Consider the following 25,606-nt stretch of genomic DNA (forward strand, 5'->3'; position numbering starts at 1 on the left):
GACTCTGGCCCGGGTAGCGTTCCACAGGACCACGGGCGCACAGCAGGCGCACGGGGAGCGGGGCGGCCCGCGGCGCGGCAGCCGCCGCGCCACGACCGTGCTGCCGCGCTCCCCGCTACCGGCCGGTATTGTCGGTCGTCCGGATCGATGGTTCCTGCCGGGGCAGGCAGGTCAGAGCAGAGGTTGGGTGCGGGCGGGCATGGAATTCCGAGAAGACATCCTGGGGGCCCCGTACGAGGCGGTCGAGCTGCCGCTCGCCCCCGACGAGGAGGGCGCCGTCAGTGCCACCCTCGTCCGGCGGCTGGTCCCGGGCAGCGACCGCGCCGTGCTGTACGTCCACGGCTACGTCGACTACTTCTTCCAGACCCACCTCGCCGACCACTACGTCGAGCGCGGCTACTCCTTCTACGCCCTCGACCTGCGCAAGTACGGCCGCTCGCTGCGCCCGCACCAGTCGCCGAACTTCATCCGCGACCTCGCCGCCTACGACGAGGAGCTGGACGCGGCCGTCCGGATCATCCGCGAGCAGGACGGCCACCGGCAGCTGCTGGTCAACGGCCACTCCACCGGCGGCCTGGTCACCGCGCTGTGGGCCGGCCGCCGGGCCGGACGGGGCGTCGTGGACGGCCTCTTCCTCAACAGCCCGTTCCTCTCCATGCCCGCGGCCCCGGCCGTCCGCGCCATCGGCGCGCCCGCACTGGACGCCCTCGGCCGCTTCGCCACCACCCGCAAGCTCCCTTCCACGCTGAACCCGCACTACGTGCACAGCCTGCACCGGGACCACCGCGGCGAGTGGGACTTCGACCTCAAGCTCAAGCCCGCCGAGGGGTTCCCGCTGTACGCGGGCTGGCTCGCGGCCATCCAGCGCGGCCAGCGCCAGGCCCGGCGGGGCCTGGGCATCGACGTCCCCGTCCTGCTGATGGCCTCGACCGCCTCGATCTCCACCACCAAGTGGCGGGCCGCCCTGCACCACGCCGACGCCGTGCTGCGCGCCGACGACATCGCCGCCGTCGGACCGCGCCTCGGCCGGCAGGTCACCATCGTCCGGATCAAGGACGGCATGCACGACCTCGCCCTCTCCGGGCCGGACGCGCGCACCGAGTTCTTCGCCGAGCTCGACCGCTGGCTCGCCGCCTACCTGCCGGCGCCGGTGGCTCCGTGACCGCCGCCCCGGAGCCCGTACCGGACGCCGCCCCGGAGCCCGTACCGGACGCCGCCCCGGAGTCTGCAACGGACGCCGTACCCGAGCCCGTACCGGACCCGGCACCGCACCCGGACCCGGCACCGCACCCGGAGCCCGTGCCGGTCGCGCGGAAGACCGACCTCGGCCTGGCCCGCCTGATGCCCGACATCGACCACGACGGCGGCTGGCTGCTCACCCTGGACGACACGCCCCAGTCGTACGTGGACCTGGGCGACCCCACCCACCTGGAGTTCGAGTACACCCGGCGGATCGGCCACCTCGTGGACACCCTGGCCCCCGCCGGCCGGCCGCTCGACGCGCTCCACCTCGGTGGCGGCGCACTCACCGTGCCCCGCTACCTGGCTGCCACCCGCCCCGGCTCCCGGCAGCAGGTCGTCGAGGTCGACGGGCCGCTGCTCGCCCTGGTGGAGGAGCACCTGCCGTGGCAGGGGCCCGGCGTCGACATCACCGCGGTGGTCGGCGACGCGCGGGCCGTACTGGAGACCGTCTCGGCCGGGTCGCTGGACCTCGTCGTCGCCGATGTCTTCCACGGTTCGCGCACCCCCGCGCACCTCACCTCGGTGGAGTTCGTACGGGCGGCCGCCGCCGCGCTGCGCCCCGGGGGCTGCTACGCCGCCAACCTCGCAGACGGCCCGCCACTGGCCTTCGCCCGGGCCCAGGCGGCGACCCTGCGCGCCGTCTTCCCGGAGGTCTGCCTGATCGCCGAGGCCCCGGTGCTGCGGGGGCGCCGGTACGGCAACATCCTGCTGGCCGGTTCGGCGGGCCCGCTTCCGGCCGCCGACCTTGCGCGCCGCCTGGCGGCCGACATCTTCCCGGCCCGGCTGACGGACGGCGCCGGCCTGGCGGAGTTCTGCGGGCGCACGCCCGCGGTGACGGACGCCGAGGCCACGGACAGCCCGCCGCCCCCGGACGGCGCGTTCAGCGTCGGCTGAGGCTCCGCCCGGCGCGCCGGTGCGTCGCGCGCCGGGCCGGCACGCCCCGGGGTGTCAGAATCGGCGGGTCCATGCCGGGGGACCGGGAGAGCAGGCCCGTGGCGGCCAGGCCTGTGGCAGCGGGCCAGGGAGAGCCAGGTCCGGCGCAACAGGCCGGGACAGTCAGACCCGTGGCAGCAGGCCCGGGGGAGTCAGGTCCGGGAGAGTCAGGTCCGAGGGAGCGTGTGATGAGCAGCGGGGAGCAGCCCGAGCTGGGGACGGTGCCGGAGACGGCACTGTGGACACTGTGGCAACGGGCGGTGGAGGCCCGCCGGCCGGACGCCGTGCTGCACGATCCCAAGGCGGTGGAGCTGGTCGAGCGGATCGACTACCCGTTCGCCGACCGGTTCGGCACCAGCGGCGTCCAGGCCCAGCTGCAGGCGCTGCGGGTCGGGTGCTTCGACCGTGAGGTGGCGGACTTCCTGGCCCGGGAGCCGCGCGGCACCGTCGTCTGCCTGGGCGACGGTCTGGAGACCCAGTACTGGCGCATCGACAACGGCCGCGCCCGCTGGCTCTCCGTCGACCTCCCCGAGGCGCTGGCCCTACGCCGGCAACTCCTGCCCCCCGGCCCCCGCCAACGCTATCTCGCCGCCGACGCCACCGACCTCACCTGGGCCGACGAGGTCGACCGCAACCACGGCGTCCTGGTCACCGCACAAGGCCTGCTCATGTACCTCCCCCCGACGCACGTACGCGACCTCATCGCCGGCTGCGCCGAACGCTTCCCCGGGGCGTCCCTGGTCCTGGACGCCGTCCCCCGGTGGTTCAGCCGCCTCACCCTCACCGGCAGGATGCGCACCCACGCCTACCAGGCCCCACCCATGCCCTGGGCGATGGACGCGGCCGAGCGCCACAAGCTCCGCACCGCCAGTCCGGCCGTCACCACCATCCGCGACGTCCGCCCCACAGGCGGCCGCGGCCTCGTCGCCGGCCTCCTCCCACTCGCTCTGACCATCCCACCCCTGGCCACCCACCGCCCCTCGGTCACCGTCCTCGACTTCGCCGACCGTGCGGACAGGCCCACACAGTCGTAGGCCGAAGGCAGCGACCTCGCCGCCGTCCCCGAGGTGCTCACCCCCTACCGCCCCGCCCGGTCCTCCAAGCGTTCGAGGCAGCATGGTGCCTGACCACCGCCAGGACCTGAGGTACTCCGGCCTGCGCGGGCGGCGCGCATTCACCACCCGAACGGAAGACATCCCCATGACCGACACCGCCGTCCTCGCCGAGCAGATCCGGGCCCGTCTCGCCGGGTACGAGCGTCGGTTCGGCACGCTGTCCGCGCAGTACTTCCGGGACCTGGCCGTCACCTTCGACGCTCCGTCGTCCAGTCGGTTCACCCCGGACTGCCTCGCTCTGCTACGGGATCTGACGCTGCGCGGCGGCAAGCGAATGCGGGTGGCCCTCCTCTTCGAGGCCGCCCGTCTCGTGACTGCCGAGCCCGTGGAGGGGCTGGACGACGCCGCGCTGAGCATCGAACTGCTCCAGACCCACGGGCTGATCCACGACGACATCATCGACGACACCCCCACCCGCCGAGGAGGCCCCTCCACCTACTACGCCTACCGGGGGCGGTTCCCCGGCCGGCCGCAGGCTGCGCTCGGGCTCGCCCTCCTCGCCGGCGACCTCGCACTCGCCCTGTCCCTGCGGGTCCTCCTCGATTCCCACGCCCCGCTCCCGGTCCGACATGCCATGGTCGAGGTGCAGACGCGAGCGGCATCGGCCACGTTCGTCGGCCAGATCACCGACCTGGAGCGGGACTTCGCCGCGGACCCGGACGAGGGCATGCTGCACGACGTGGCCGACTACAAGACCGCCCGCTACTCGGTCCTCGCCCCGCTCCGGCTGGGACTGCTCGCCGCAGGCGTCGATCCCTCCCTCCACGACGAGGAACTGCGGCGCTATGCAAGGCTGGTGGGGATCTGCGGGCAGATGCGCGACGACTACCTGGACCTCTTCGGTGACGCGGGGACCATGGGCAAGCCCACCGGAACGGACATCCGGGAGGGGCGCCGCAACTACGTGGTAAGCGCCGTCCTGGCAGCGGCCACCGACTCCGAGCGGGAGCTGGTGGAGTCCGCCCTCGGCGACGGAGCCTGCACCGAGGAGACCATCGCCGCCATCCGCGACATCGCCGAACGCCGTGGCGTCCCGGAGAGAATGCGGGCGGACATGCAGCGCCGTGCACAGGCGGCCGCCACGGAGGCCGCCGGATGGCGTCCCAGGTGGCGGGAGGAGGCCGTCGCGTTCTTCGAGTACCTGCCGAGGTGGAGCGTCGAGCGAGCCCGCTGAGCTCCGAGACCTGGGACCTGGGACCTGGGACCGCCGCCACACCGGCAGCGGCCCGGGTGTCAGTCCGAGACCGGACTCGGTGCAGTCGGCGCGGGTCGCGCACGCCCAGGTGCGAGGGACCCGCGCCGACTGCCGTGGGCGGTGCGTCAGAAGGCGACGACGCCTTCTCCGCCGGCGCCGCCGGGGACGGTCTGCGAGCCGATCGGGGTGAGGGAGCCGTCGTCGTTGATCGCGAACTCGTCGAGGATGCCGTTGACGCCGGTCTGGGCGTAGAGGTAGCGCCCGTTCGAGGAGACCGCGGCGTCCACGGTGCCGGGGTCGGTGGGTGTGTTGCCCAGGACGGTCAGTTGGCGGCCGCGGTCGGCGGTGCGCAAGCCGGTGAGGGTGGAACTGCCGGCGTTCGAGGTGTAGAGCAGGTTGCGCACACCGACGATCCAGCAGGTGGCCGCCTGGCCGGTGGCCGCGAAGGCCTCCTGCGTGGCGGTGCCGTCGTGGTGGATCGTGAACGTGGCCACGGCGTTGGTGCCGGCCTCGGCCAGGAACAGGCCGTGCCGGCCGTTGGGCACGAACGCGAAGGGCACGGTCCCGGGAAGGCTCGTCGTGACGGGGGTGGCGGCGGGGGCGCCGGAGCGGTCGAGGTTGAAGACCTGGAGGCTGCTGCCGTTCGCCTTGGTGGTGACCACGAGCTGGGAGCCCTCGCCGGTGAAGCCCACTTGCCCCGGGGTGTTGGTGAACTGGGGCGTGGCGTTCGGGTCGAGTCCGAGGCGCCGGTTCCAGTCGGCCTCCTCGTGGAGGCGGCCGTCGCGGACGGTGTAGCCCTGGATCGAGCCCCCGTCCAGAGCGTTGAGGACGTAGACGGTGTCGTCGTGCACGGCGACGCTCACCGGGAAGCGGCCGCCGGAGCCGACCACCTGCCGCAGCGCGAGCCGGTCGCCGTCCACGGAGAAGACGGAGACGGTGTCGCTGCCGGCGTTCACCGCGTACAGCAGGGCGTGGCGCGGGTCGTAGGTCAGCGAGCCCTGGGAGGCGAGGTGGTCGGCGACCGATCCGGCCAGCACGCCGCCGAGGCCGTTCGTGTCGTAGGTGCCGGCCGGGGTGAGTTGTCCGTCGTCCGCCCGCCGGTAGGCGATGACCTGGTTGCCCGCCGGGTTGTCGGTCTGGACGAACACCGCGTGGTGCCCGCCGCGCGGGCGGCCTTCGCCGCCGTACGCAGCCGCGGTGGACGGGGCGACCGCTGCTGCCGCCGCGAGCGCGGTCGCGACGGCCACGGCGAGCCGGGTGATCTTCTGCATGAGGTTCTGCCTCCTGGAGGTCCGGAACCGATCCCACCCAGGTCTTGGGCACCATGGCCGGGAGTCGGAGCGACATGGGGGAGGGCTGTGACGGGAAGCCCGATGACGGTGAACGGCGTGAGAGGGCTCGCCACATTCCCTCTTGACACGGTATGTGACGTTCTGTCGGAATCCGCTGAAGACGGCGATCCCGGCCCCGCCGGGATGTGCACGGGGCTGGTCCCGGGCCGCACGGGATCCGATCCGTCGCCGCCCGATCGGATGGGATATCAGGCAGGTGCGTGGGCTGTCGGTCGGGACCAGCACCGGGTCTGACCGGCAGCGCGACTCCCGCTGGGGGTACCGCTCTGGTGGCGAGGAATCTGCCGTCGCAACGCCGGGAGACGGCGGGCCGGCGCGAGGGCCGGCAGCAGCGAACCGGCGCTCGGGTCGGGGGGTGGGGCGCTGACCCGAGTCACGCCGATGTCACCGCCGAGGCGGGCCCATGGGCGCCCAACCTCGCCGAGCGGGAGCATCTGACGTGCCACGTTGCCCGGCTCGACGCGCGCCGGTGCCCCTGGTGGGCTGTGGGTTGCCCCAGGCGCCGATGTCGAGGGCGCCGATGCCGAGGGCGCCGATACCGAGGGCGCCGGCCTCGGTGGTCAGCCGGTTTCCGGTGGGGCGGCGAGGGTTCGGAGGAGGTACCCGATGTCCCGGTCGCAGTTCACGGGGTTGCGCGCAGGACGTGTTGAAGGCTTGCGGCGAACCGGTGGAGGACGGCGGGGTGTCCGGCGGCGCGGGAAGGGTTGAGCTCGCAGATCGAGAGCGCTCGGAATCGCGGGTCCCGGCAGGCGGTGTCCAGCGCCTCGGACAGGGCGTCGAGCGTGGGGCCGCTGTTGCGGCCGTCCGTGCTTTCGGCGAGCGGCGCGTCGGTGAAGTCCAGGACGTCGACGTCGAGGTGCACGGCCAGGGGGCCGGACGGGAGCGTACCGAGGGCCCGTGACACCTCGGTTCCCGGCGTGGTGGCGAGATCGAGGTGCGAGCCCCATCGCAGGCCCAGGCCTCTTGCCTGCTCACGTTCCCAGGGGGTGGCGGCCTCGGGGTCGATGCCGAGGAGGTGGATCCGGTCCGGGGTGAGCAGCGGGCGGTGGGCGAAGGCGGCCGCCAGCGGCTCCGCGGCTCCGGGCAGGTCCAGTCCGTGGGCGAGCCCCATCCAGTCGAGGGCGCCCTCGTGGGTGCTCGCGGGTGTGTTGAGGTCGAAGTGCCGGTCGATGTAGAGCAGGCCGGCGTCCGGGTCGCGTGCCGTGAGGGCTGCCATCACGCCCAGTGCGACGGTGCAGTTGCCGCCGATGACCAGGACGTCCGCGTCCTCCTCCAGCGCCCCGGCGACGTGGTCGGCGACCGCCCTGACGGCTTGGACCACTGCCGCCAGGTTCTGGGCCCGCGGGTGCTGCGGGTCAGGGGCCCACACGTGCAGCGGCCCGTCCCCTGCATCCCGTACCCGGCGGCCCGCCGCCCTCAGGCGATCGATCAGGCCCAGCTCGCGCAACACGCTCGGTGCGGCCTCCTGGCCGGGCGCGTAGCTGCCCGCACTGGTCGGCGCGCCCACCAAGACGAGATCCCGTCGCATCCACCCATCATCGCCGTCCGCCCGGACGGGCGCGAGCGGGCTGCTCCCGCGGGTCACCAGGGACGTCCGGCGCATGACGGCGGACAGGCGGACAGGCCCGTTCCGGCAGGGGCGGCGCTGCTCGCGGCCCGGCCCGGCCGGTCTTCCGGGACCGGTGGCCGGCAGGCGGCGGCCCGTTGTTCTTGAATGGTCGCTCATGTATGTTTCTCCCATGCCCAGACCGCGCGAGTTCGACCCCGACGCCGTGCTGAACCAGGCGATGCTCCGGTTCTGGGAGCGCGGGTACCGGGCCACGTCGATCGAGGACCTGGTGAAGGCCACGGGCGTCAAGCCCGGCAGCATCTACAGCGCGTTTCCCGGTGGCAAGCACGCGCTCTTCGTGAAGTCGCTGGAGCGCTACTCGAAGCTGGTCGTGCCCCAGAAGCTCGGCCGGTTGGAGGCGCCGGGCGCGTCGGTGGCGGAGGTTCGCGGCTACTTCGACGGACTGGTGCGAGACCTGCTCAGCCCCGAAGGGCGCCAGGGTTGCCTTCTGGTCAATACGGCGATCGAGAACGCCGCCGAGGACGACGCGGCGGCGGCCGTCGTGCGCGGCCACCTGGCGCGCCTGGAGCGGTGCATGACCCACGCCCTGGAGAATGCCGCCCGCCGGGACGAGGTGCGGGACTCGCTGGACCCGGGCGGCACTGCCAAGCTGCTGGTCGCGACCTGTCAGGGACTCATGGTCGTCGGCAAGGCGAATCCCGACGAGGCGGTTCTGCGGGCCATCGTCGACAACGCCTTCACCGCGCTGTCCTGACGGCGCAGCAATTCGGGCCACCGTGCGCGGTGGCCCTTTCGTCGGCCCGATAGTTGAATGACTACTCAAGAACGAGGTTCGGACATGAAGGCCATTGTCATATCCGCCCACGGCGGCCCCGAGGTCCTCACGGTCACGGAGCTGCCCGACCCGGTGGCCGCCACCGGCGAGGTCCTCATCAGGGTCAAGGCGTTCGGCCTCAATCACGCGGAGGCGTACATGCGAAGCGGCGCCTGGGGTCAGGTGGCCGCCGTCCCCGGGATCGAGTGCGCCGGTCTCGTCGAGGCCGACCCCTCGGGTGAACTCCCCGTCGGGACGAAGGTGGTGGCGATCCTCGGCGGCATGGGACGGACCCGCAACGGCAGCTACGCGGAACTCGTGACCGTCCCCGCGACCAACGTGGTGGCCGTGAACTCGCGTCTGCCGTGGGCCGACCTGGCCGCAGTGCCCGAGGTGTACGCCACGGCGTACAGCGCCCTGCACGGCAACCTCGCCCTCAAAGCCGGGGAGACACTGCTGGTCCGGGGCGCGACCTCATCCCTCGGGCAGGCCGCCGTCAACCTCGCCGTCCACCAGGGCGCAACGGTGCTCGCCACCACCCGCAATCCGGCACACGCGCCGCTGCTCAAGGAACTCGGAGCCTCCGACGTGCTGATCGACGACGGGCGGCTGGCCGCGGAGGTCGAACGCAGGGGCCTCTCCGTCGACGCGCTGCTCGACATCGTCGGCAACACGGTGCTTCGCGACTCTCTGAGCACGGTCGGGCCGCGCGGCCGGGTCTGCCAGATCGGCTTCCTCGGTGGATTCTCACCGGTGGCTGACTTCGACCCGATCGCCGATCTGCCCAGCGGCGTCCAACTCAGCTTCTTCGGCAGCGCCTTCGTCCTGGGAACCCCCGCCTTCCCCCTCTCGGGCGTTCCGCTGGACGAGATCTACGTCCAGGTCGAGGCCGGCGGCCTTCGAGCCCGCCCCACCCGGATCTTCCGCTTCGACGAGATCGTCGAAGCCCACCGGGTGATGGAGGCCGGCCAGGCCCAGGGTAAAGATGGCCGTCGTTCTCGACTGACCCGTCCGCATCACCGAGTCCGCAAGCCGGCGGCACCTCCACAGGGCCCGGCGCCGCATCGCCGCCCCCACCCGCCCTCAACGCCACCGTCGGCACCTCGGGACCGGTCAGGGTCCCTGGGCGAACTGTGCGGGCCCGGTCCGTGCGGTGGCCCGGGCCCGCTGGGGTGCTACGCGGCGAGGGCGGCGCGCCCGGGCGCCCGGCGGCGGCCGGAGGAGCCCTGGTCGTCGCGGCCGTAGGCCGCCCGGGAGTCGCCGCTGATCCGGGCGGGGCGGCTGCGGCGGCCACGGTTCGTGGCAGCGCCGCGGCGCGGTCGTTCGACGACGGGGTCGGGGATGACGACGGGCACGCCGGTGGGCACGCGGGCGCCGGTGATGCGGGCGAGCTCCTCGTCGCCGGCGAGGACCCTGGTGGTGACGGGGGTGATGCCGGCCGTGGTCATCATGCGGGCCATCGCGCGGCGCTGGTTGGGCAGGACGAGCGTGACGACGGTGCCGGACCCGCCGGCCCGGGCCGTGCGCCCGCCCCGGTGCAGGTAGTCCTTGTGGTCGCCCGGCGGGTCCAGGTTGACGACCAGGTCGAGCCCGTCGACGTGGATGCCCCGGGCGGCGACGTTGGTCGCGATCAGTGCGGTCACCTGGCCGGTGCGGAACTGTTCCAGGGTGCGGGTGCGCTGCGGCTGGGACTTGCCCCCGTGGAGGGCCGCGGCCTTCACCCCGCTCGCGAGCAGGTCCTCGACCAGGCGGTCCGCGCCGTGCTTGGTGTCGATGAACATGATCACTCCGCCGTCACGGGAGGCGATGTGCGCGATCGTGGCGTCCTTGTCGAAGTTCTGCACCTGCAGCACGTGGTGCTCCATGGTGCTGACCGCCGCCGCGGACGGGTCCACCGAGTGCGTGACCGGGTCCTCCAGGAAGCGCCGCACGAGGCGGTCGACGTTGCGGTCCAGGGTGGCGGAGAACAGCATCGTCTGGCCGCCGTCGGCGACCTGTTCGAGGAGCTCGGTGACCTGCGGCAGGAAGCCCATGTCGGCCATCTGGTCGGCCTCGTCGAGGACGGTGACGTCGACCTCGTCCAGCCGGCAGTCGCCGCGCTGGATCAGGTCCTTGAGCCGGCCGGGGGTGGCCACCACGACCTCCGCCCCGCGGTTGAGCGCCTGTGCCTGGCGGCCGATCGACACCCCGCCGACCACGGTCGCCATCCGCAGACGCACCGCGTGGGCGTAGGGGGTGAGGGCTTCGGTGACCTGCTGTGCCAGCTCGCGGGTGGGGACCAGGACCAGGGCCAGCGGGCGGCGGGGCTCGGCCTTCCGCCCGGCGGTGCGGGCCAGCACGGCGAGGCCGAACGCGATGGTCTTGCCGGAACCGGTGCGGCCTCGTCCGAGGACGTCGCGGCCGGCCAGCGAGTTCGGGAGCGTCGCGGCCTGGATCGGGAACGGCGAGGTGACGCCGTGCCGGGTCAGCACCGTCAGCAGCGCCTTCGGCATGTCCAGCTCGTCGAAGGACTCGACGGCCGGCAGCGCCGGGGTGCTGCTCACCGGCATCGCGAACTCCCCCAGCGAGGGGGAACCCTGGCGGCCACCCCCGTTGGGGGAGCGCCGGCCACCGGCCGGCCGGGAGCCGTAGAAGGAGCTGCCGCCGGAGCGGGAGCCTGCGCCGGACCGGGAGTTGGCGTTCTGGTAGGAGGAGCGACTGGAGCGTTCCATGGGAAAACCTTCCTCAGGGCGGCACGTCACGAGGAAGGCTCCGTGGCGCGGTGCGCCGGCGGAGACCGCAAGGGAACGGGCCGGAGTGTGACGGGCGGAGCGTGGACGGTAGAACCGTGCGGCACGTCGTCACCTACGGTCGGCGCTCACCGAAAGGAGCGGGAGCGAAGAACTCGAACCGTGAACTGTCACGGCAGGGCGCAGATCCGGACGCGGCGCTGTGCGTCTCGCGTGGGGGATGGCCACCGGTGGCGGAGCCAGGGGGCCTCAACGGCCGGGGACGCGTCGTGGTGCAACGCCGAGGGGCCCGCACCGGGCATCATGTACGCGGTGCGGGCCCCTCACTGCTGGGCGTATGCCGTGGCAGGAGAACTACAGCGGGCGGATGTTCTCGGCCTGCGGGCCCTTCTGGCCCTGCGTGACGTCGAACTCGACCTTCTGGCCCTCGAGCAGCTCACGGAAGCCCTGGGCGTTGATGTTCGAGTAGTGGGCGAACACGTCCGGGCCGCCACCCTCCTGCTCGATGAAGCCGAAGCCCTTTTCCGCGTTGAACCACTTCACGGTGCCGGTAGCCATAAAAAACAATCTCCTTCAAATGCTGTCCGAAGCACGCACAGTGCGGGCTTCCAGTCGCCGCGATGAGCGCCCGCCCGGGGAAGAGCCGGGAAACAAAAATGCGCCTGCGAATACATCAGCAGGCGCACACAAAGTTCATGGGAACCACTACTGCAACTAGAACGACTCTAGCAGGCCCGGGACCGAAACGGTGGATATTCCGGCGCCGGTTTCAGGAAAACCTCCCCCCGGGGCCGTCGGCCGGGTGGTGGCGGTCCTCGGCACCGGCGCCACGCGTGCGGTGCGAGGGACGTTCGTGATTCGTAAGGCCCGGTGCCCTGGTTCCGGCAGGGACCGTTCCTACAGTTGCCGGGAGGTTGTTCCCGAGAAGAAGGGTGGACCGCGATGACGGCCGACCAGGACGTCCTGCCGAGCGCCGAGGTGGCCGTGATCGGCGGCTCCGGACTCTACGAGCTGCTGGACGATGTGACGGAGGTGCGGGTGGACACCCCGTACGGCGAACCGAGCGACGCGCTGTTCGTGGGTGAGGTGGCCGGTCGCCGGGTCGCCTTCCTGCCCCGGCACGGACGCGGCCACCGGGTGCCCCCGCACCGGATCGGCTACCGCGCCAACCTGTGGGCGCTGCACACCCTGGGCGTGCGGCAGGTGGTGGCGCCGTGCGCGGTCGGCGGGCTGCGCCCGGAGTACGGGCCGGGCACCCTGCTCGTCCCCGACCAGTTCGTGGACCGGACCTCGGGGCGGGTGCAGACCTTCTACGACGGGCTGCCGCTTCCGGACGGCACGGTTCCGGAGGTCGTGCACGTGTCGATGGCCGACCCGTACTGCCCGGCGGGGCGGCGCGCGGTGATGGAGGCCGCCCGGGAGGCGGCCTGGGAGCCGGCCGACGGCGGCACGCTCGTGGTGATCGAGGGCCCGCGCTTCTCCACCCGCGCCGAGTCCCGCTGGTTCACCGCCAACGGCTGGTCGGTGGTCGGCATGACCGGCCACCCTGAGGCCGTCCTCGCCCGTGAACTCGGGCTCTGCTACACCTCGGTGGCCCTGGTGACCGATCTCGACGCCGGGGTGGAGAGCGGCGAGGGCGTCACCCACGGCGAGGTCCTCAAGGAGTTCGCCCGCAACGTCGACCGGTTGCGCGTCGTGCTGTTCAAGGCACTGGAGCGGCTGCCGCTCGTGCGCGAGTGCACCTGCCCGCACGCCCTGGACGGTCTCACGACCGGTCTTCCCGGGGTCGCCGGCGCCTGACGGCCCGGTCCCGGTCCCGGTCCCGGTCCCGGTCCCGGTCCCGATCCCGGTGCCGCCACCGCCCGACGAACGCGACCAGCAGCGCGACGCCGGCGGTGGCGGCCAGTACCAGCAGCCAGTTGCGCAGGTAGGGCAGCGGCAGCACCGACGGGTTGCCGTGGTCGTCGTCGGCGCGCAGCACGGCGGGCAGGCCGACGGCGGTGACGGCCGCCGCGACGACCAGCCAGCCGCGCAGCACGGGCCCGCGCACCAGGAACGCGCCCAGCAGGCACACCAGCGGCACCCACAGCCCGTCGTGGATCACCAGCCCGCCGAACGCCCAGACCAGGATGCCCAGCGGGTCGGTGATGTACGGGTCGCCGAGCAGCCCGTAGAGGCCGTAGCCGATCAGGGCGAGCCCGGCCGCGAGCAGCAGACCGCGGACCACGGTGATCATGCGATCACCTCGATGTGCGCGACCCACTTGGTCTGCAGGACACCGGGGCGGTTCGGCGCGATGACGCGCGCGGGGAATCCGTGGTCCGCGGCCAGGACGTCGCCGTTGACCCGCAGGGCGAGCAGGCTGAGCGGATCGTCGACGTACGGCGCCGGCATCTCCGTCACCCGGTACGGTCCCTCGGCCTCCAGCGAGGTGACCCGCACCGCCGAGCCGGGCGGGGCTCCCGCCCGCCGCACCAGGTCGGCCACCCGGACCCCGGTCCACCGGGCCGAGGCGCTCCAGCCCTCCACGCAGGAGATGGGCAACTCCACCTCGTACTGGGGCAGTTCACCCAGGTCGGCGAGGGTGAGTTCGTACGGCTGCGGGCCGTCCACCCGGAGCCGCCAGTCGGCGGGCACGGTGACCGTCCCGGCCTGGGCGGCGGTGCGGTTCACCGGCAGCCCCTGGGGGCCGAGATCGGGGCGGCGCGGGGCCAGCAGGTCCAGGGAACGCAGCCACGGCACGGTCTGTCCGGCGGTGACGAGGGTGACGGCGCCGGTGGCGGCGGCGGTCGCCGTGAGGAACGCCCGGCGCTGCGCCAGGGCCGGAGCGGTCCGGCGCCACCAGGCGGAGGCGATGAGGGGTGCCTTGACGCAGAGGTGGACCAGCAGTCCTCCGGTCGCCAGCCAGCCCAGCCAGAAGTGGGTCTGCCGGAAGGGGAACGGCCACGGGTACCACTGCAGGGTGTTCAGCAGGCCGGTGAACAGCTCCAGCAGGACGGCCGCCACGAGGAGTGCGATGCCGAGCCGCTCCAGGGCGTGCAGCACGCTGCGCGCCGGCGGCCACTCGAACAGCCGTGGGTAGACCGCCCACAGTTTCGCTCCGGCCAGCGGGATCGCGGCCAGGCCGCTGATCACGTGCAGGCCCTGGGTGATCCGGTAGCCGTGCACCGGCCGTGCGGGCAGGTGCGGCGCGAGCCATCCGGGCGGGTCCTGGAGCAGATGGCTGGCCAGACCGGTCAGGAAGCAGACCAGGAGGGCCGCGCCCAGCCAGCGGCCGACGACGACCACGGTCCGCGGCTCGTGCAGCGGTGAGGTGAACGCCCCCTCGCGCAACGGCCCGCGCCGCAGGAACGCCGGGGGAGCGGGCAGCGGCGGGTCGTAGCGGCGGCGGGCGGAAGGAGTGCCGGAGTCGGCGGGTTCGGTGTCCACGCGTCCATCGAAGCGCCCCGGCACGTCCCGCCGGTGCTCCGACGTGCTTACGGAATGCGAACGCCGGCCTCGCCGAGCGGTCCGCCCGCCCCCGCCGGTGGAAGGGTGGGCGACGTGACCTCCCGCGCCGTCCCACCCTGCCTCCTCGCTCTCGCCACCCTGGTCACCGCCCTGGCGCTGACCATCTCCCGGAGCGGAGCCCTGCCGCTCCACGGCTGGTACCTCCTCGACGTCGCCCTCTTCGCCGTCGCGGTGCCACTGCTGCGCAAGGTGCCCCGCCGACAGGCCGTGCCGCTGGTCCTGGCCGGCAGCATCGCCGTGGCCGCCGTCGGGCTCCTGGCGCCACCGCGCACCAGCGACGACGCCTACCGCTACGTCTGGGACGGCCGGGTCCAGGCGGCCGGGATCTCGCCCTACGCGCACACCCCGGACGATCCGGCGCTGGCACGGCTGCGCGACCCGGGGCTCTTCCCGGTGGGCGACGGGTGCGCGGGGTGGGACGAGCGACGCACCACGGCCGGGGACTGCACCCGGATCAACCGGCCGGCCGTGCACACCATCTACCCGCCGGTGGCGCAGGCGTGGTTCGTCCTGGTGCACCCGTCCGGCCGCGGGGTCCGTGGGGTGCAGGCCGGCGGGGCGGTGCTGGCGGTGGCGACCACCGGGCTCCTGCTGGGGCTCGGGCGGGAGGCGTGGCGGGCCGCGCTGTGGGGGTGGTTCCCCGGCATGACGGTGTGGGCCGTCAACGACGCGCACGTGGACACGCTCGGCGCGCTGCTGACGGTCGCCGGGCTCGGCTGCGCGGCACGGGGGCGCGCCGTCCGCGGGGGACTCCTCCTGGGCGGCGCGGCCGCGGCCAAGCTGCTGCCGGCCCTCGCCCTTCCCGGCGCGCTGTCGGGTCTACTGGCCCGGCGCCCGACCCGCGACGACGTCCTGCTCGTCGGATCCGCGCTCGGCGCCTTCGCACTGTCCTACCTCCCGTACGTGGTGGCCTCCGGCACCTCCGTGCTGGGCTACCTGCCGGGCTACCTGCGGGAGGAGGGCTACGAGCAGGGGCACATCGACCGGTTCGGACTGCTGCGGCTGGTGCTTCCGGACCGCCTCGTACCGTGGGCGGCGGCGCTGGTCCTGGCGGTGGTGGCGGTCCGGGTGCTGCGCCGGGGCGACCGGCACCGGCCGTGGGCCGGCGCGCTCATGGTGACGGGCACGGCCCTGCTGCTCGTTGCGCCCGCCTACCCGTGGTACGGGCTCCTGGTGGTCGCGCTGGTCGCCCTCGACGGCCGCTGGGAGTGGCTGGCCGTCCCGGCCGCCGGGCAGGCGCTCTACCTGACGGGAGGCCAGGCAGCGCAGCAACTCGCCTACGGGGCGGCGCTGTGCGTCGTCCTCCTGGTCCCGCTGCTGCGGCAGCGCTCCGCGGGCCGGCCGGCCGTGGTGGCGGGCGGCGAGAAGTGACGGAAGTCTGACGTACCGGCGCCGGCCCTGGCCCTTTCGCCCCTCGGCTGGTCGAATCGGCGGCGTGAGCGAACAGATCGACGAGGGCCGGGGAACGCCGGTCGGCCGCCGCGTGGTGCTGGGGCTGCTCGGGCTCGGCGCGGTGGGGGTCGCGGCCGGCCCGTACCTTCAGAGGGCCCAGGACACGGTGGCCGGCAAGGACCCGACGGGTCTCACCGGCCTGCTGCCGGGAGGAGGCGGCTTCCGGTACTACTCCGTGGTCTCCTCGGTCCCGACCCGGGGCCCGGACACGTACACCCTGACGGTGGACGGACTGGTGGAACGCCCCGGCAGCTACCGCCTGGCCGACCTCCAGGCGATGCCCCAGCGCCGGATCGTGCGGGACGTGCAGTGCGTGACCGGCTGGCGGGTGCCGAACACCCCGTTCGAGGGCGTGCCGCTGGCCCACCTGCTCGACGCCGCCGGCGTCACGGCGGGCGCCGGAGCGGTGCGGTTCAGCTGCTTCGACGGCGAGTACACCGAGAGCCTCACCCTGGAGCAGGCCCGGCGTGACGACGTGGTGGTCGCGCTCAAGCTCCAGGACGCCCCGATCTCCCACTCCCACGGCGGGCCGGTACGCCTTTACGTGGCGCCGATGTACTTCTACAAGTCGGCCAAGTGGCTGTCCGGGATCACCGTCACCGGCACGGTGGAGCCGGGTTACTGGGAGCAGAACGGCTACGACGTCGACGCCTGGGTCGGCCGCTCGAACGGACGTGACGATGCACCGACCGTCTGACCTCGTCCTCCGCTTCACCCGGGCCGAGCGCTGGGTGCACCGCGCCACCGCCGCCCTGATGCTGACCTGCCTGGCCACTGCCGCCTGCCTCTACGTTCCGCCGCTGGCCGAACTGGTCGGGCGCCGAAGGCTCGTCGTCACCGTGCACGTGTGGTGCGGCCTGGCGCTGCCGGCACCGCTGCTGTCCGGACTGGCCTTCCGCGCGGTCCGCGCGGACGTGTCGAGGCTGAGCCGGTTCCATCCCGTGGACCGGCAGTGGCTGCGGGCGACGTGGGCACGCGCGGCGCACCGGCCGGCGGGGAAGTTCAACGCCGGGCAGAAGCTCTACGCCCAGTGGACGCTCGGGGCGATGCTGGTGATCCTCGGTACGGGCCTGCTGATGTGGCTCACCCACCTGGCGCCGCCGGCCTGGCGGACCGGCGCGACCTTCGTCCACGACTGGCTCGCCGCGGCCATCGCCGTGGTGACCGCCGGGCACGTTCGACTGGCCCTGCGGGACCCCGAGGCCCGGCGCGGAATGCGGACCGGGCTGGTCGACCGCGGCTGGGCCGCGCGGGAGCACCCGCAGTGGCCCGACGGCAACCCTGCGGGGGCGGAGGAGCAGCGCCGGCAGCACGCCTCGTCAGCGGGGACGGACCACTTTCCGGAAGGCGAGGAAGCGGCGGCCGTGTGAGGACCAACGCTCGGTCTCGACGAGCCCGGCCTGACCGGCACGACGAGCGGTGGCCGCCGCACCACTACGGGCCCAGGCGAACGGCGGCCCGACCCGCCCGTCGGCGCCCTCGACCCGGACGGTGATCCGTTCGTCGATCTCCCCCGGCTCCACCTCGACCAGCAACACGCCACCCGGAGCGAGGAGTTCGGCGCTCCGGCCGAGCAACAGCCCCGGGTCGCCGCCGATACCGAGATTGCCGTCGGCGAGCAGCGCGCCACCCCAACGGCCCTCCGCGGGGAGCCGGTCGAACACCGACCGGCGCAGGGCGGGCCCGCCGAGGCTCCTGGTCCGGTCCACCGCCGCTCCGGTGACGTCGACGCCCATCGCCGGCACGCCCAGACCCAGCAGGGCCGCGACGAGGCGGCCGGGGCCGCACCCGAGGTCCACCACCGGCGCGGCCAGCAGGGTGCAGCGCAGCAGCAGCCCGTGATCCGCCCCGGCGGCGGGTGCGCACCAGCGTTCGACATCGAGCGGGATCCGCTGGCCGCCCTCGCCCCGCAGCCACAGCGGGCCCCGGCCGGCGCGGACGGCCTCGGCGAACGGGTCGTCCACCCACGCCTCGGCAGCGACGGTCACCCCGTCACCTCCCGGGCGGTCTCGATCGATCGGAGGCACGCCGCGAACCTGCCCGCCGGAGCCTCGGCGGCGACGTGACGCGCATCCCGGATGGTGTCCACGTCGGTGACCACCGGGAGACGGCTGATCGTCAGGTTCTCCGCCACCAGCCGGTCGAGCAGGGCCTGTCCGGTGTCCGGTGTGGACATCGGCAGGCCCAGGAGCAGCCGGCGGGCCAGCCGCTCGGTGGGCCTGGCCAGCCCGAGCGCCCAGAACCCGCCGTCGCCGGCCGGGCCGTACCAGGCGTCGACGCCGGTGCGCCGGGCGGGCGACAAGGACTCGGCGAGGAGTGCGGCGTCCACCTGCGGGGTGTCCATGCCGACCAGCAGGGCGGGTGCGTCCGGCGCGAGAACGGCGGCCGCCGCGAAGGCCGCCGCGAGCCGCTCGTCCAGCCCGCCGTCCGACTGCGGCACGACCTGCCAGCCGGGGGGCAGCCAGGCGCCGACGGCGCCGTCCAGGACGAGCAGCCGCCGTCCGGCCGGCATTCGGGAGAGGGCGGTGAGGGTGTCGGTGAGGGCGGCCTCGGCCAGCGCCGCCGCCTGCTCGGGCGTGCAGGGCGGGGTGAGGCGGGTCTTCACGCGCCCCGGGACCGGCGACTTGGCGATCACCATCAGGGTCGAGGCCGGCGCGGCCAGCACGGCCCGCATGTCACGGACGGCCTGCCGGGTGCCGCGCACGGTGCCGGTGACCTTGGAACGACCCGTGCGCGGCAGGTAGTCGACGGGCGTCTCGGCGATCCGCATCCCGGCGGCCGACGCGGAGAGCACCATCTCCAGGGGGTAGCCGGAGCGACGGTCGCCCAGGCCCAGCGCCAGCAGCCGGTCACGGCGGGCGGCCCGCATCGGCCCGAGATCGTGCAGTGCCGCCCCCGTCCTCGCCCGCAGCCGGCGGGCCAGGGCCGCATTGGCCAGGCGGGCGTGCAACGGCCACGCCCCGGCGGTCGAGGGGCGGCGCCGGCCGAGCACCAGGTCCGCCGAGCCGGCGAGGACGGGCCCGGCGACCCTCGGCAGCTGGGCGGGATCCAGCGAGCCGTCGCAGTCCATGAAGCAGACCAGCTCGGCGGTCGCGGCGAGCAGCCCGGCGTGGCACGCGGCGCCGAAGCCGCGCCGCGGCTCCTCGACGACCGTCGCGCCCAGCGAGCGCGCCAGCCCGGCCGAGCCGTCACGGGAACCGTTGTCGACGACGATCGCGCGCCAGCCCACGGGCACACGCCCCAGCACCCAGCTCAGGGCCTCGGCCTCGTCGAGGCACGGCAGGATCACATCGGCGCACGGCGGAAGAGGGGGAATCGAATCGATCACGTCGGCCACGCTAAGCGCGGGCGGACACGTGGCGGCCGAACCGCGCCCTTACGAAAGTCCTACGTCGGCCCACCGGCGGCGGGCCGACGTACCGTCGGAGCCGCGATCTTACGGAACGCGAACGTCGAACCCGGCGCGGCACCCGGCCACGGCCGCGGCTCGTATCCTCGGCGAGGTGAACGACAGCCCCGCTTCCGCCGCACCACCGGACCCCGCCCGCATCCTGGTGATCGACGACGACCTCACCGTGGGCGAGGTCGTCGCCGGCTACCTCACCCGGGCCGGCCACCACGTCGACCGGGCCTGCGACGGCAACCAGGGCCTCGACCTGGCCCGCGCCCACCGCCCCGACCTCCTGGTCCTGGACCTCATGCTCCCCGGGATCGACGGCCTGGAAATCCTGCGCAGGCTGCGCGCCACCGAGGACGGCGCCGACCTCCCAGTGGTCATGCTCACCGCCAAGGGAGACGAGGCCGACCGCATCCTCGGCCTGGAACTGGGCGCGGACGACTACGTCACCAAGCCCTTCAGCCCGAGGGAGCTCGTCCTGCGCGTCCAGTCCGTCCTGCGCCGCTCCCGCGCCGCCGCTCCCACGACGCCGTCCCCCGGACCGCTGGCATCCGGGGACATCGTGCTCGACCCGCAGGCACGCCGGGCCCACCGCGGAGGACGTGAACTCGCGCTCACACTCCGGGAGTTCGACCTTCTCGCGTTCCTCCTTCGGTACCCCCGGACGGTCTTCCCCCGCCAGGAGCTGATGCAGCGGGTCTGGGGCTGGGACTTCGGGGACCTCTCCACCGTCACGGTCCACGTCCGGCGGCTGCGCGAGAAGATCGAGGACGACCCCGCCGTACCGACGCTGATCACCACGGTCTGGGGCGTCGGCTACCGCTACGACCCGGTGACGGACGAGAAGGACGGCCCGGCGTGAAGGACCTGCTGCTGATCGCCCTGTTCGCGGGGCTCGGCGCCACCGGCGCCGGCCTGCTCGGATGGGCGGCCGTGCGACTGCTGCGCCGCCGCTCGATGGCGCTCTCGCTCTTCTGCGTCGCCGTCGTCACCGTCCTCGCCGTCACCTCCGGGACGTTCGCCGTCGCCCAGGCGATGTTCCTGTCCGGACACGACCTCGGCGTGGTGATAACCGTCCTCGGCATGGCCTCGGTCGTCTCGCTGCTCACGGCCGCGCTCCTCGGACGCCAGGTCGTGGCCGGCAGCCGCGCCCTGACCGCAGCCGCCCGTACCGTCGGGAGCGACACCGGCTTCACCGCACCGGAGCACCCCCTCGGGCTCGAACTCGCCCAGCTCAGCGAGGAGCTCGCCGCCACCAGCGCCCGGCTCGCCGAGTCCCGCGCCCGGGCGCAGGCACTGGACGCCTCGCGGCGCGAGCTGAGCTGATCGCGAGGAGCTCCACCAGCGCCCGGCTCGCCGAGTCCCGCGCCCGGGCGCAGGCACTGGACGCCTCGCGGCGCGAGCTGATCGCCTGGATCTCCCACGACCTGCGCACCCCCCTCGCCGGGCTGCGCGCCATGGCGGAGGCGTTGGAGGACGGCGTCGTCGACGAGCCCGGGCACTACCTCAAGCGGATCCGCACCGAGGTCGAGCGGCTCACCGGGATGGTCGACGACCTCTTCGAGCTCTCCCGCATCCAGGCCGGCGCGCTGTCCCTCTCGGTGTCCCGGGTCTCCGTCTACGACCTGGTCGACGACGCACTGGCCGGTGCCCACCCCCTGGCCCGCCAGCGGGGTGTCCGCCTGGAGGGCCGTCAGGTCGCCGCCGAGCCGGTCGAGGTCGACAGCCGCGAGATCACCCGGGTGCTCGGCAACCTCCTGGTCAACGCGATCCGCTCGACGCCCGAGGACGGCGTCGTCGCCGTCTCCGCCCGTCGGGAGGTGGACGAGGTGGTCCTCTCGGTCACCGACGGCTGCGGCGGCATCCCGGAACAGGACCTCTCCCGCGTGTTCGAGACCGGCTGGCGCGGCAGCACCGCCCGCACGCCGCGGCGGGATCCCGGCGAAGGCGGGGACAGCGGCGCCGGGCTCGGCCTGGCCATCGTCCGCGGCATCGTCGAGGCGCACGCCGGGCGTGCCCGGGTGCACAACGTCACCGGAGGCTGCTGCTTCGAGATCGCGCTCCCGGCCGCGCGCGGGTAGTCAGGCCCGCAGGGGCGCGGCGGCGAACTCGGCCATCCCCGCACGGAACGGCACCCGGGCCCGCCAGCCCAGCTCGGCCCGCAGCCGGGAGGAGTCGGCGGTGACGTGCCGGACGTCCCCGAGCCGGTACTGCCCGGTCACCACCGGGGCCGGCCCGCCGTAGGCGTCGGCCAGCGCCCGGGCCATCTCGCCGACCGTGCGCACCTCCCCACTGCCGACGTTGTACGCCCGGGTGCGGCCCGGCAACCGGCCGCGGACGTCCTCCAGCGCGGCCAGGTTCGCCGCCGCGACGTCGTCGACGTGGACGAAGTCCCGGCGCTGGCCGCCGTCCTCGAACACCCGTGGAGCCTCGCCGCGGGCGAGCGCCGAACGGAACAGCGAGGCCACCCCGGCGTACGGGGTGTCCCGCGGCATGCCCGGGCCGTAGACGTTGTGGTAGCGCAGTGCCAGGACGGACCCGTCGCACGCGCGGGCCCAGGCGGCGGCCAGGTGCTCCTGGGCGAGCTTGGTCGCGGCGTACACGTTGCGGGGGTCGCCCGGTGCGTCCTCCGCCACCAGGCCCGGCCGAAGCGGCTCGCCGCACGCCGGGCAGGGCGGTTCGAACCGGCCGGCGTCGAGATCGTCCGGGCGCCGTGGACCGGGCGTCACGCTCCCGTGTTCCGGGCACGCGTACCGGCCCTCGCCGTAGATCACCATCGATCCGGCCAGCACCAGGTTCCGCACCCCTGCGCGTGCCATCGCGGAGAGCAGCACCGCCGTGCCGAGGTCGTTGCAACCGACGTACTCGGGCGCGTCGTCGAGGTCGAGACCGAGGCCGACCATCGCCGCCTGGTGGCAGACCGCGTCCACCCCGGCGAGGGCCCGCTCCACCGTCTGCGCGTCCCGGACGTCGCCGTGCCGGAACTCGACGTCGGCCGGCAGGTCGGGAGCCGACCCCGAAGGGTGGACCGCGGGCAGCAGCGCGTCCAGCACCCGGACCTCATGGCCCGCCACGACCAGGGCGCGCACCACAGCCGAACCGATGAACCCGGCGCCGCCGGTGACCAGAATCCTCATGACCGGGGACGCTACCGGTCGAGCCGCCCCGTGGACCGCCGCGCTGCGACGGTGTCAGCAATCCGTAAGGCGGGCGTGCCAAGTCGCGGTCGGGAAGGCGGAGTACGCCCTTGGACGTCGAAGCGGTTCCGTCGGATTCGCTCCGCGCGGTCCAGCCGCGCGGGTCCGGTCACCCCGCCGGACGCGGAGGACCGGCACGCGGCTGGCCGTCCTCGTGGCCGTCCTCGTGGCCGCCGCGACGGGGGCCGTTTCAGGGGGCCATGGTCAGTCCCGCCGCGGCGGCGCCCCGGCTGAGCACCATCGAGCTGATGTGCTCCAGGGCCCGGGCGTAGTCGGCCCGGGCGGGATCGCGGCGGGCGGCCTCGCGCAGGTCGAGGACGCGGTACGGCGGGCCGAGGTCCGTCACCTGCGGCACGAACTCGGCCCGGGCGACCGTCCACCGCTGCCCCGGTGCGGGCGGCGGGGCGAAGGTGAACCGGGCGATCGAGCTCCAGTTGCCCCGCGGGTCCTCGGCACCGTCGTACGTGAACATGTGCCCGGCGAGCTGGTCGCCGAGGCCGTACACCGTCCAGGTCTCGTTGACCTTCTCGTACGCCTGGGGGACGTGGGCGTGGGTGCCGAGGATCAGGTCGATGTCGGCCCGGGCCCCGTCCTGTCCCGCGGCCAGCTCGCGGGCCAGGGTGAGCTGCTGCTCGTTCGGCGTGTCCTGCCATTCGGTGCCCCAGTGGATGCTGACCACCACGAGGTCCGCGCCGGCCTGCCGGGCGGCGCGCGCGTCGGCGAGGATCCGGTCCCGGTCGATCAGGTTCACCGCCCAGGGCCGGCCCGCCGGCAGCGGGATGCCGTTGGTGCCGTACGTGTAGGCGAGCTGGGCCACGGTGGCGCCGCCGGCCCGGAGCAGCGCGGGCCTCCCGGCCTCGGCCGCGTCGCGGGCCGAACCGGTGTGCGCCAGGCCGACGGCGTCCATGGCGTCGAGCGTGCGCCGGATGCCGGCCGGGCCGTCGTCGAGGGTGTGGTTGGAAGCGGTGTCGCAGGAGGTGTAGCCGGCCTCCTTGAGGGCGCGGGCGACCTGGGGCGGCGACTTGAACGCCGGGTAACCGGTGAACGGCCCGCCGTCGGCGCCGTAGACCGTCTCCATGTGACAGATGGCCAGGTCCGCGCCGCTGATCAGCGGTTTGACACCGGCGAGCATCCGGCTGAAGTCGTACCCGTCCCCGCCCGCGTCCTCCTTGGCCTGCTGGATGATCTCGGTGTGCGGCAGGACGTCGCCGGTGGCGACCAGGGTGAACGCCCGCGGCCCGGTCGGCGACGCGGCGCCCCGGGCCGGGGACGCGGTGGACGTGGGGCTACCGCTCTCCACCGGCGGCGGTGCGCCCGGGGCACCGCAGCCGGCGGACGCGAGGAGCAGGGTGACGGCCGCCGCGACGGCCGGCGGGCGGATCGGACGCATGGTCATCTCGTCTCACAGTCGGAAGGTAGGACCAACCCTCCGACTATGCGACGGCCCGGCCGCGCACCCTCGGACCCACGCCAGGAGGTCACCCCCGGTCACGCGTCCGCCCGACGGCCGGCCCGGGTTTACCGGGCGGCCGGGCCTGCTCCGGCCGGGCCGGAGCAGGCGACGGGGGCGCCCTCGGCGGTCGGCCACCCGCAGTGCGGATGCGCCTCAGATGCTGGTGAGGCTGACGTTCCCGAAGCTGGGCTTCGGGCCGGCCGTCACCGGCTGCGGAATGGACGGCACGATCGAGACGGTGAGCGGACCGTTCGGCGGCAGCAGCCCCTGTTCCGTCAGCCGTTGGACCTGCTCGGTGACGTCGTAACTCGCGTCGTGCCCGCCGGCGCCGGCCATCCCGAAGAACGAGATCCAGCCGACGAAGTAGGGGCCTTCCGGGTCGAGGTCGCCGCTGGGGCCGTTGAGGAAGACGTGGAACGGCGTCCCGGGCGGCAGCTCGGAGTGCACGTCGTGCACGGTGAGGATGAGGTTGGTCTGCGGCTTGTCGCTGGCGGCGACCGAGCTCATGGCCCCCGCGACGCCGCTCGGCGCCAGGGACACCGTGGTCGGCGCCTGGGCGTTGAGCAGCTGCCTGGGGTTGCCGACAGGGACGCTTGCCAGGACCTGTTGGCCCGCCTTCGGGGCCGGGGGCGGCGGTACGAACACCCGGCGGGTGCCCGCCCCGTCGGTCAGCGACTCGTAACCGTAGTCCTGCGCATCCTTCAGGACCGCCTCGGTGGAGGGCCGCTTCTGCTGCCCGGTCTCGTCGAAGAAGATGTACTCGCGGTCAAGCCAGGACGCGTGGTCCGGGTTGTGGTTGCCCTTGTCCAGCCAGCCCGACCAGAGCCGGTCGAGGTTGGAGTGGTGCAGCCAGAAGATCGGATCACGGGGGGAGCCCTCCACCCGGCCCATCCAGCCGCCCACACCGCCGTGCACCTGGTTGTGCGGGACGTCCTCCAGGTCGCCGAAGGCGGGCTGGAAGTGGGGCATGTCGCTGTAGGTGATCTCGCTGCCGAAGGTCGGCTGGATCGACTGCCCCTGGCTCTTCGTGGCGGCGAAGATCGTCTCGCTCATCGCCCTGAAGGGATTGACGTCCGAGTAGGGGAGGACCTCCTTGGCGCCGTTCGTGCCCAGGCTGCGGTGCGGGGTCTCCCAGAATTCGTCCTCGCTCGTCGGGTCGAAGTCGTCCCGGAGGAAGAGCGGGTTGGCGACCGTGAGGTTGGTGCCGCCCGGGCGGTCCGGCATCTTCGGGCTGCGGAAGGCCGCCGGCAGCGCGCGCGAGGTGAAGGTCTTGGGTCGGGTCTTGGTGGGTGCGTCCAGGGCGTAGTCCCAGTAGGGCAGGGCCCAGGTCGTGGAGGGGTCGGGAGTGATGTTCTCCTCGGCGGCGATCTCCTTGATGGCCGCCCGGATGATCCGCTCGAAATACCAGAGGTAGCCCCGGTGCCACGGCAGGAAGAACCAGCCGCCGTGCGGGCACTGGGTGAAGGCCTCGTTCTCCTCCGTGACGGTGGGCGGGACGCCGTGGATGCATCCCTGGAACACCCAGCTGGTCGGGTCGGTGAGGGGCCGCTGCTGCAACCGCCCCACGGCCCGGGCGTACCAGTACAGCACCGGATCCCAGTCGTCCATCTTGCTCGCGTCTCGTCGCACGAACGTACCGTTCGACAT

At 73.7% G+C, this 25,606-nt stretch carries 22 protein-coding genes and 2 pseudogenes; 12 read left to right on the forward strand and 12 right to left on the reverse strand.

The window, feature by feature from the left end; genetic code table 11:
* The first annotated feature begins 199 nt into the window (after positions 1 to 199).
* The 4 genes from C2142_RS34720 (at position 200) to C2142_RS34735 (ending at position 4,464) form a co-directional block, all read left to right on the forward strand.
* A complete protein-coding gene (locus C2142_RS34720) occupies positions 200 to 1,162 on the forward strand; it encodes an alpha/beta hydrolase (protein ID WP_148646834.1) in 963 nt (320 codons plus the stop codon).
* Positions 1,163 to 1,341: 179 nt separating this feature from the next.
* Positions 1,342 to 2,136, forward strand: a complete 795-nt coding sequence (locus C2142_RS34725; protein WP_148647207.1) for a fused MFS/spermidine synthase — start codon at positions 1,342 to 1,344, stop codon at positions 2,134 to 2,136.
* Between the two features lie 227 nt (positions 2,137 to 2,363).
* A complete protein-coding gene (locus C2142_RS34730) occupies positions 2,364 to 3,209 on the forward strand; it encodes a class I SAM-dependent methyltransferase (protein WP_148646835.1) in 846 nt (281 codons plus the stop codon).
* 166 nt (positions 3,210 to 3,375) lie between these two features.
* Complete coding sequence (locus tag C2142_RS34735) at positions 3,376 to 4,464, forward strand: polyprenyl synthetase family protein (RefSeq protein ID WP_148646836.1); 1,089 nt, start codon at positions 3,376 to 3,378, stop codon at positions 4,462 to 4,464.
* A 146-nt stretch (positions 4,465 to 4,610) separates the two neighbouring features.
* Here C2142_RS34735 and C2142_RS34740 read toward each other — a convergent pair whose 3' ends face one another.
* Entirely contained in the window at positions 4,611 to 5,756 is a 1,146-nt protein-coding gene (locus C2142_RS34740; RefSeq protein WP_148646837.1) for a beta-propeller fold lactonase family protein, read from the reverse strand.
* A gap of 703 nt (positions 5,757 to 6,459) precedes the next feature.
* A complete protein-coding gene (locus C2142_RS34745) occupies positions 6,460 to 7,365 on the reverse strand; it encodes an arginase family protein (RefSeq protein WP_162002633.1) in 906 nt (301 codons plus the stop codon).
* A gap of 211 nt (positions 7,366 to 7,576) precedes the next feature.
* Here C2142_RS34745 and C2142_RS34750 point away from each other — a divergent pair, with 211 nt between their 5' ends.
* Positions 7,577 to 8,161 (forward strand): TetR/AcrR family transcriptional regulator, encoded by a 585-nt coding sequence (locus tag C2142_RS34750; RefSeq protein ID WP_162002634.1) that lies wholly within the window; start codon positions 7,577 to 7,579, stop codon positions 8,159 to 8,161.
* Positions 8,162 to 8,245: 84 nt separating this feature from the next.
* A complete protein-coding gene (locus C2142_RS34755) occupies positions 8,246 to 9,466 on the forward strand; it encodes a zinc-binding dehydrogenase (RefSeq protein ID WP_148646840.1) in 1,221 nt (406 codons plus the stop codon).
* Here C2142_RS34755 and C2142_RS34760 read toward each other — a convergent pair.
* Together C2142_RS34760 and C2142_RS34765 are read right to left on the reverse strand one after the other, a co-directional pair.
* The gene (locus C2142_RS34760) at positions 9,397 to 10,932 is read right to left on the reverse strand and encodes a DEAD/DEAH box helicase (protein ID WP_148646841.1); all 1,536 of its coding nucleotides are present in this window, start codon (positions 10,930 to 10,932) and stop codon (positions 9,397 to 9,399) included. The two genes, C2142_RS34755 and C2142_RS34760, sit on opposite strands and share 70 nt — an antisense overlap.
* A gap of 372 nt (positions 10,933 to 11,304) precedes the next feature.
* On the reverse strand, positions 11,305 to 11,508 hold the full coding sequence (locus C2142_RS34765; protein WP_148646842.1) for a cold-shock protein: 204 nt from the start codon (positions 11,506 to 11,508) through the stop codon (positions 11,305 to 11,307).
* Positions 11,509 to 11,892: 384 nt separating this feature from the next.
* Here C2142_RS34765 and C2142_RS34770 point away from each other — a divergent pair, with 384 nt between their 5' ends.
* Positions 11,893 to 12,750 carry an S-methyl-5'-thioadenosine phosphorylase gene (locus C2142_RS34770; RefSeq protein WP_148646843.1) on the forward strand — a complete coding sequence of 286 codons (858 nt, stop codon included), beginning with the start codon at positions 11,893 to 11,895 and terminating at the stop codon, positions 12,748 to 12,750.
* On the opposite strand, the gene C2142_RS34775 is transcribed toward C2142_RS34770, so the two are convergent.
* Entirely contained in the window at positions 12,716 to 13,186 is a 471-nt protein-coding gene (locus C2142_RS34775; RefSeq protein ID WP_194235835.1) for a hypothetical protein, read from the reverse strand. The genes C2142_RS34770 and C2142_RS34775 overlap by 35 nt on opposite strands.
* Entirely contained in the window at positions 13,183 to 14,298 is a 1,116-nt protein-coding gene (locus C2142_RS34780) for a molybdopterin-dependent oxidoreductase (RefSeq protein ID WP_241003327.1), read from the reverse strand. Before C2142_RS34780 ends, C2142_RS34775 begins: the two co-directional genes overlap by 4 nt.
* Before the next feature lie 195 nt (positions 14,299 to 14,493).
* Between C2142_RS34780 and C2142_RS34785 the strand changes: the two genes are divergently transcribed.
* From C2142_RS34785 to C2142_RS34795, 3 genes are all read left to right on the forward strand, one after another.
* A complete protein-coding gene (locus C2142_RS34785; RefSeq protein ID WP_241002958.1) occupies positions 14,494 to 15,831 on the forward strand; it encodes a glycosyltransferase 87 family protein in 1,338 nt (445 codons plus the stop codon).
* Between the two features lie 64 nt (positions 15,832 to 15,895).
* Positions 15,896 to 16,609 carry a molybdopterin-dependent oxidoreductase gene (locus tag C2142_RS34790; RefSeq protein WP_241002959.1) on the forward strand — a complete coding sequence of 238 codons (714 nt, stop codon included), beginning with the start codon at positions 15,896 to 15,898 and terminating at the stop codon, positions 16,607 to 16,609.
* Positions 16,593 to 17,282: a cytochrome b/b6 domain-containing protein gene (locus C2142_RS34795; RefSeq protein ID WP_148646846.1), complete on the forward strand. Its 690-nt coding sequence runs from the start codon at positions 16,593 to 16,595 to the stop codon at positions 17,280 to 17,282. The genes C2142_RS34790 and C2142_RS34795 overlap by 17 nt, the downstream gene beginning before the upstream one ends.
* On the opposite strand, the gene C2142_RS34800 is transcribed toward C2142_RS34795, so the two are convergent.
* From C2142_RS34800 to C2142_RS40870, 3 genes and pseudogenes are all read right to left on the reverse strand, one after another.
* A complete protein-coding gene (locus C2142_RS34800) occupies positions 17,232 to 17,900 on the reverse strand; it encodes a class I SAM-dependent methyltransferase (RefSeq protein ID WP_148646847.1) in 669 nt (222 codons plus the stop codon). The two genes, C2142_RS34795 and C2142_RS34800, sit on opposite strands and share 51 nt — an antisense overlap.
* The gene (locus C2142_RS40865; RefSeq protein WP_277347351.1) at positions 17,897 to 18,550 is read right to left on the reverse strand and encodes a DUF2064 domain-containing protein; all 654 of its coding nucleotides are present in this window, start codon (positions 18,548 to 18,550) and stop codon (positions 17,897 to 17,899) included. Before C2142_RS40865 ends, C2142_RS34800 begins: the two co-directional genes overlap by 4 nt.
* Before the next feature lie 6 nt (positions 18,551 to 18,556).
* Positions 18,557 to 19,249: pseudogene (locus C2142_RS40870) on the reverse strand (glycosyltransferase family 2 protein); the annotation flags it as partial.
* Positions 19,250 to 19,415: 166 nt separating this feature from the next.
* Between C2142_RS40870 and C2142_RS34810 the strand changes: the two are divergent.
* Positions 19,416 to 20,171: a response regulator transcription factor gene (locus tag C2142_RS34810; protein WP_241002960.1), complete on the forward strand. Its 756-nt coding sequence runs from the start codon at positions 19,416 to 19,418 to the stop codon at positions 20,169 to 20,171.
* Positions 20,168 to 21,390, forward strand: a pseudogene (locus C2142_RS34815) (HAMP domain-containing sensor histidine kinase). The gene C2142_RS34810 and the pseudogene C2142_RS34815 overlap by 4 nt, the downstream one beginning before the upstream one ends.
* Here C2142_RS34815 and C2142_RS34820 read toward each other — a convergent pair.
* From C2142_RS34820 to C2142_RS34830, 3 genes are all read right to left on the reverse strand, one after another.
* Positions 21,391 to 22,446, reverse strand: coding sequence for an NAD-dependent epimerase/dehydratase family protein (locus C2142_RS34820; protein ID WP_148646849.1), 1,056 nt, complete (start codon positions 22,444 to 22,446; stop codon positions 21,391 to 21,393). It lies immediately after the preceding pseudogene.
* A gap of 250 nt (positions 22,447 to 22,696) precedes the next feature.
* Positions 22,697 to 23,902 (reverse strand): CapA family protein, encoded by a 1,206-nt coding sequence (locus tag C2142_RS34825; protein ID WP_148646850.1) that lies wholly within the window; start codon positions 23,900 to 23,902, stop codon positions 22,697 to 22,699.
* Between the two features lie 210 nt (positions 23,903 to 24,112).
* Complete coding sequence (locus tag C2142_RS34830; RefSeq protein ID WP_148646851.1) at positions 24,113 to 25,606, reverse strand: tyrosinase family protein; 1,494 nt, start codon at positions 25,604 to 25,606, stop codon at positions 24,113 to 24,115.

It is taken from the genome of Streptomyces sp. CB01881 (assembly GCF_002953255.1).
Taxonomy (GTDB): Bacteria; Actinomycetota; Actinomycetes; order Streptomycetales; family Streptomycetaceae; genus Kitasatospora.

What these genes read in the sequence shown, in the direction of transcription:
- C2142_RS34765 (WP_148646842.1), bottom strand. Translation starts at nt 11,508, where the DNA reads ATGGCTACCGGCACCGTGAAGTGGTTCAACGCGGAAAAGGGCTTCGGC.
- C2142_RS34770 (WP_148646843.1), top strand. Translation starts at nt 11,893, where the DNA reads ATGACGGCCGACCAGGACGTCCTGCCGAGCGCCGAGGTGGCCGTGATC.
- C2142_RS34725 (WP_148647207.1), top strand. Translation starts at nt 1,342, where the DNA reads ATGCCCGACATCGACCACGACGGCGGCTGGCTGCTCACCCTGGACGAC.
- C2142_RS34830 (WP_148646851.1), bottom strand. Translation starts at nt 25,606, where the DNA reads ATGTCGAACGGTACGTTCGTGCGACGAGACGCGAGCAAGATGGACGAC.
- C2142_RS40865 (WP_277347351.1), bottom strand. Translation starts at nt 18,550, where the DNA reads ATGGTGATCGCCAAGTCGCCGGTCCCGGGGCGCGTGAAGACCCGCCTC.
- C2142_RS34720 (WP_148646834.1), top strand. Translation starts at nt 200, where the DNA reads ATGGAATTCCGAGAAGACATCCTGGGGGCCCCGTACGAGGCGGTCGAG.
- C2142_RS34750 (WP_162002634.1), top strand. Translation starts at nt 7,577, where the DNA reads ATGCCCAGACCGCGCGAGTTCGACCCCGACGCCGTGCTGAACCAGGCG.
- C2142_RS34820 (WP_148646849.1), bottom strand. Translation starts at nt 22,446, where the DNA reads ATGAGGATTCTGGTCACCGGCGGCGCCGGGTTCATCGGTTCGGCTGTG.
- C2142_RS34755 (WP_148646840.1), top strand. Translation starts at nt 8,246, where the DNA reads ATGAAGGCCATTGTCATATCCGCCCACGGCGGCCCCGAGGTCCTCACG.
- C2142_RS34760 (WP_148646841.1), bottom strand. Translation starts at nt 10,932, where the DNA reads ATGGAACGCTCCAGTCGCTCCTCCTACCAGAACGCCAACTCCCGGTCC.
- C2142_RS34730 (WP_148646835.1), top strand. Translation starts at nt 2,364, where the DNA reads ATGAGCAGCGGGGAGCAGCCCGAGCTGGGGACGGTGCCGGAGACGGCA.
- C2142_RS34745 (WP_162002633.1), bottom strand. Translation starts at nt 7,365, where the DNA reads ATGCGACGGGATCTCGTCTTGGTGGGCGCGCCGACCAGTGCGGGCAGC.
- C2142_RS34825 (WP_148646850.1), bottom strand. Translation starts at nt 23,902, where the DNA reads ATGACCATGCGTCCGATCCGCCCGCCGGCCGTCGCGGCGGCCGTCACC.
- C2142_RS34735 (WP_148646836.1), top strand. Translation starts at nt 3,376, where the DNA reads ATGACCGACACCGCCGTCCTCGCCGAGCAGATCCGGGCCCGTCTCGCC.
- C2142_RS34775 (WP_194235835.1), bottom strand. Translation starts at nt 13,186, where the DNA reads ATGATCACCGTGGTCCGCGGTCTGCTGCTCGCGGCCGGGCTCGCCCTG.
- C2142_RS34740 (WP_148646837.1), bottom strand. Translation starts at nt 5,756, where the DNA reads ATGCAGAAGATCACCCGGCTCGCCGTGGCCGTCGCGACCGCGCTCGCG.
- C2142_RS34795 (WP_148646846.1), top strand. Translation starts at nt 16,593, where the DNA reads ATGCACCGACCGTCTGACCTCGTCCTCCGCTTCACCCGGGCCGAGCGC.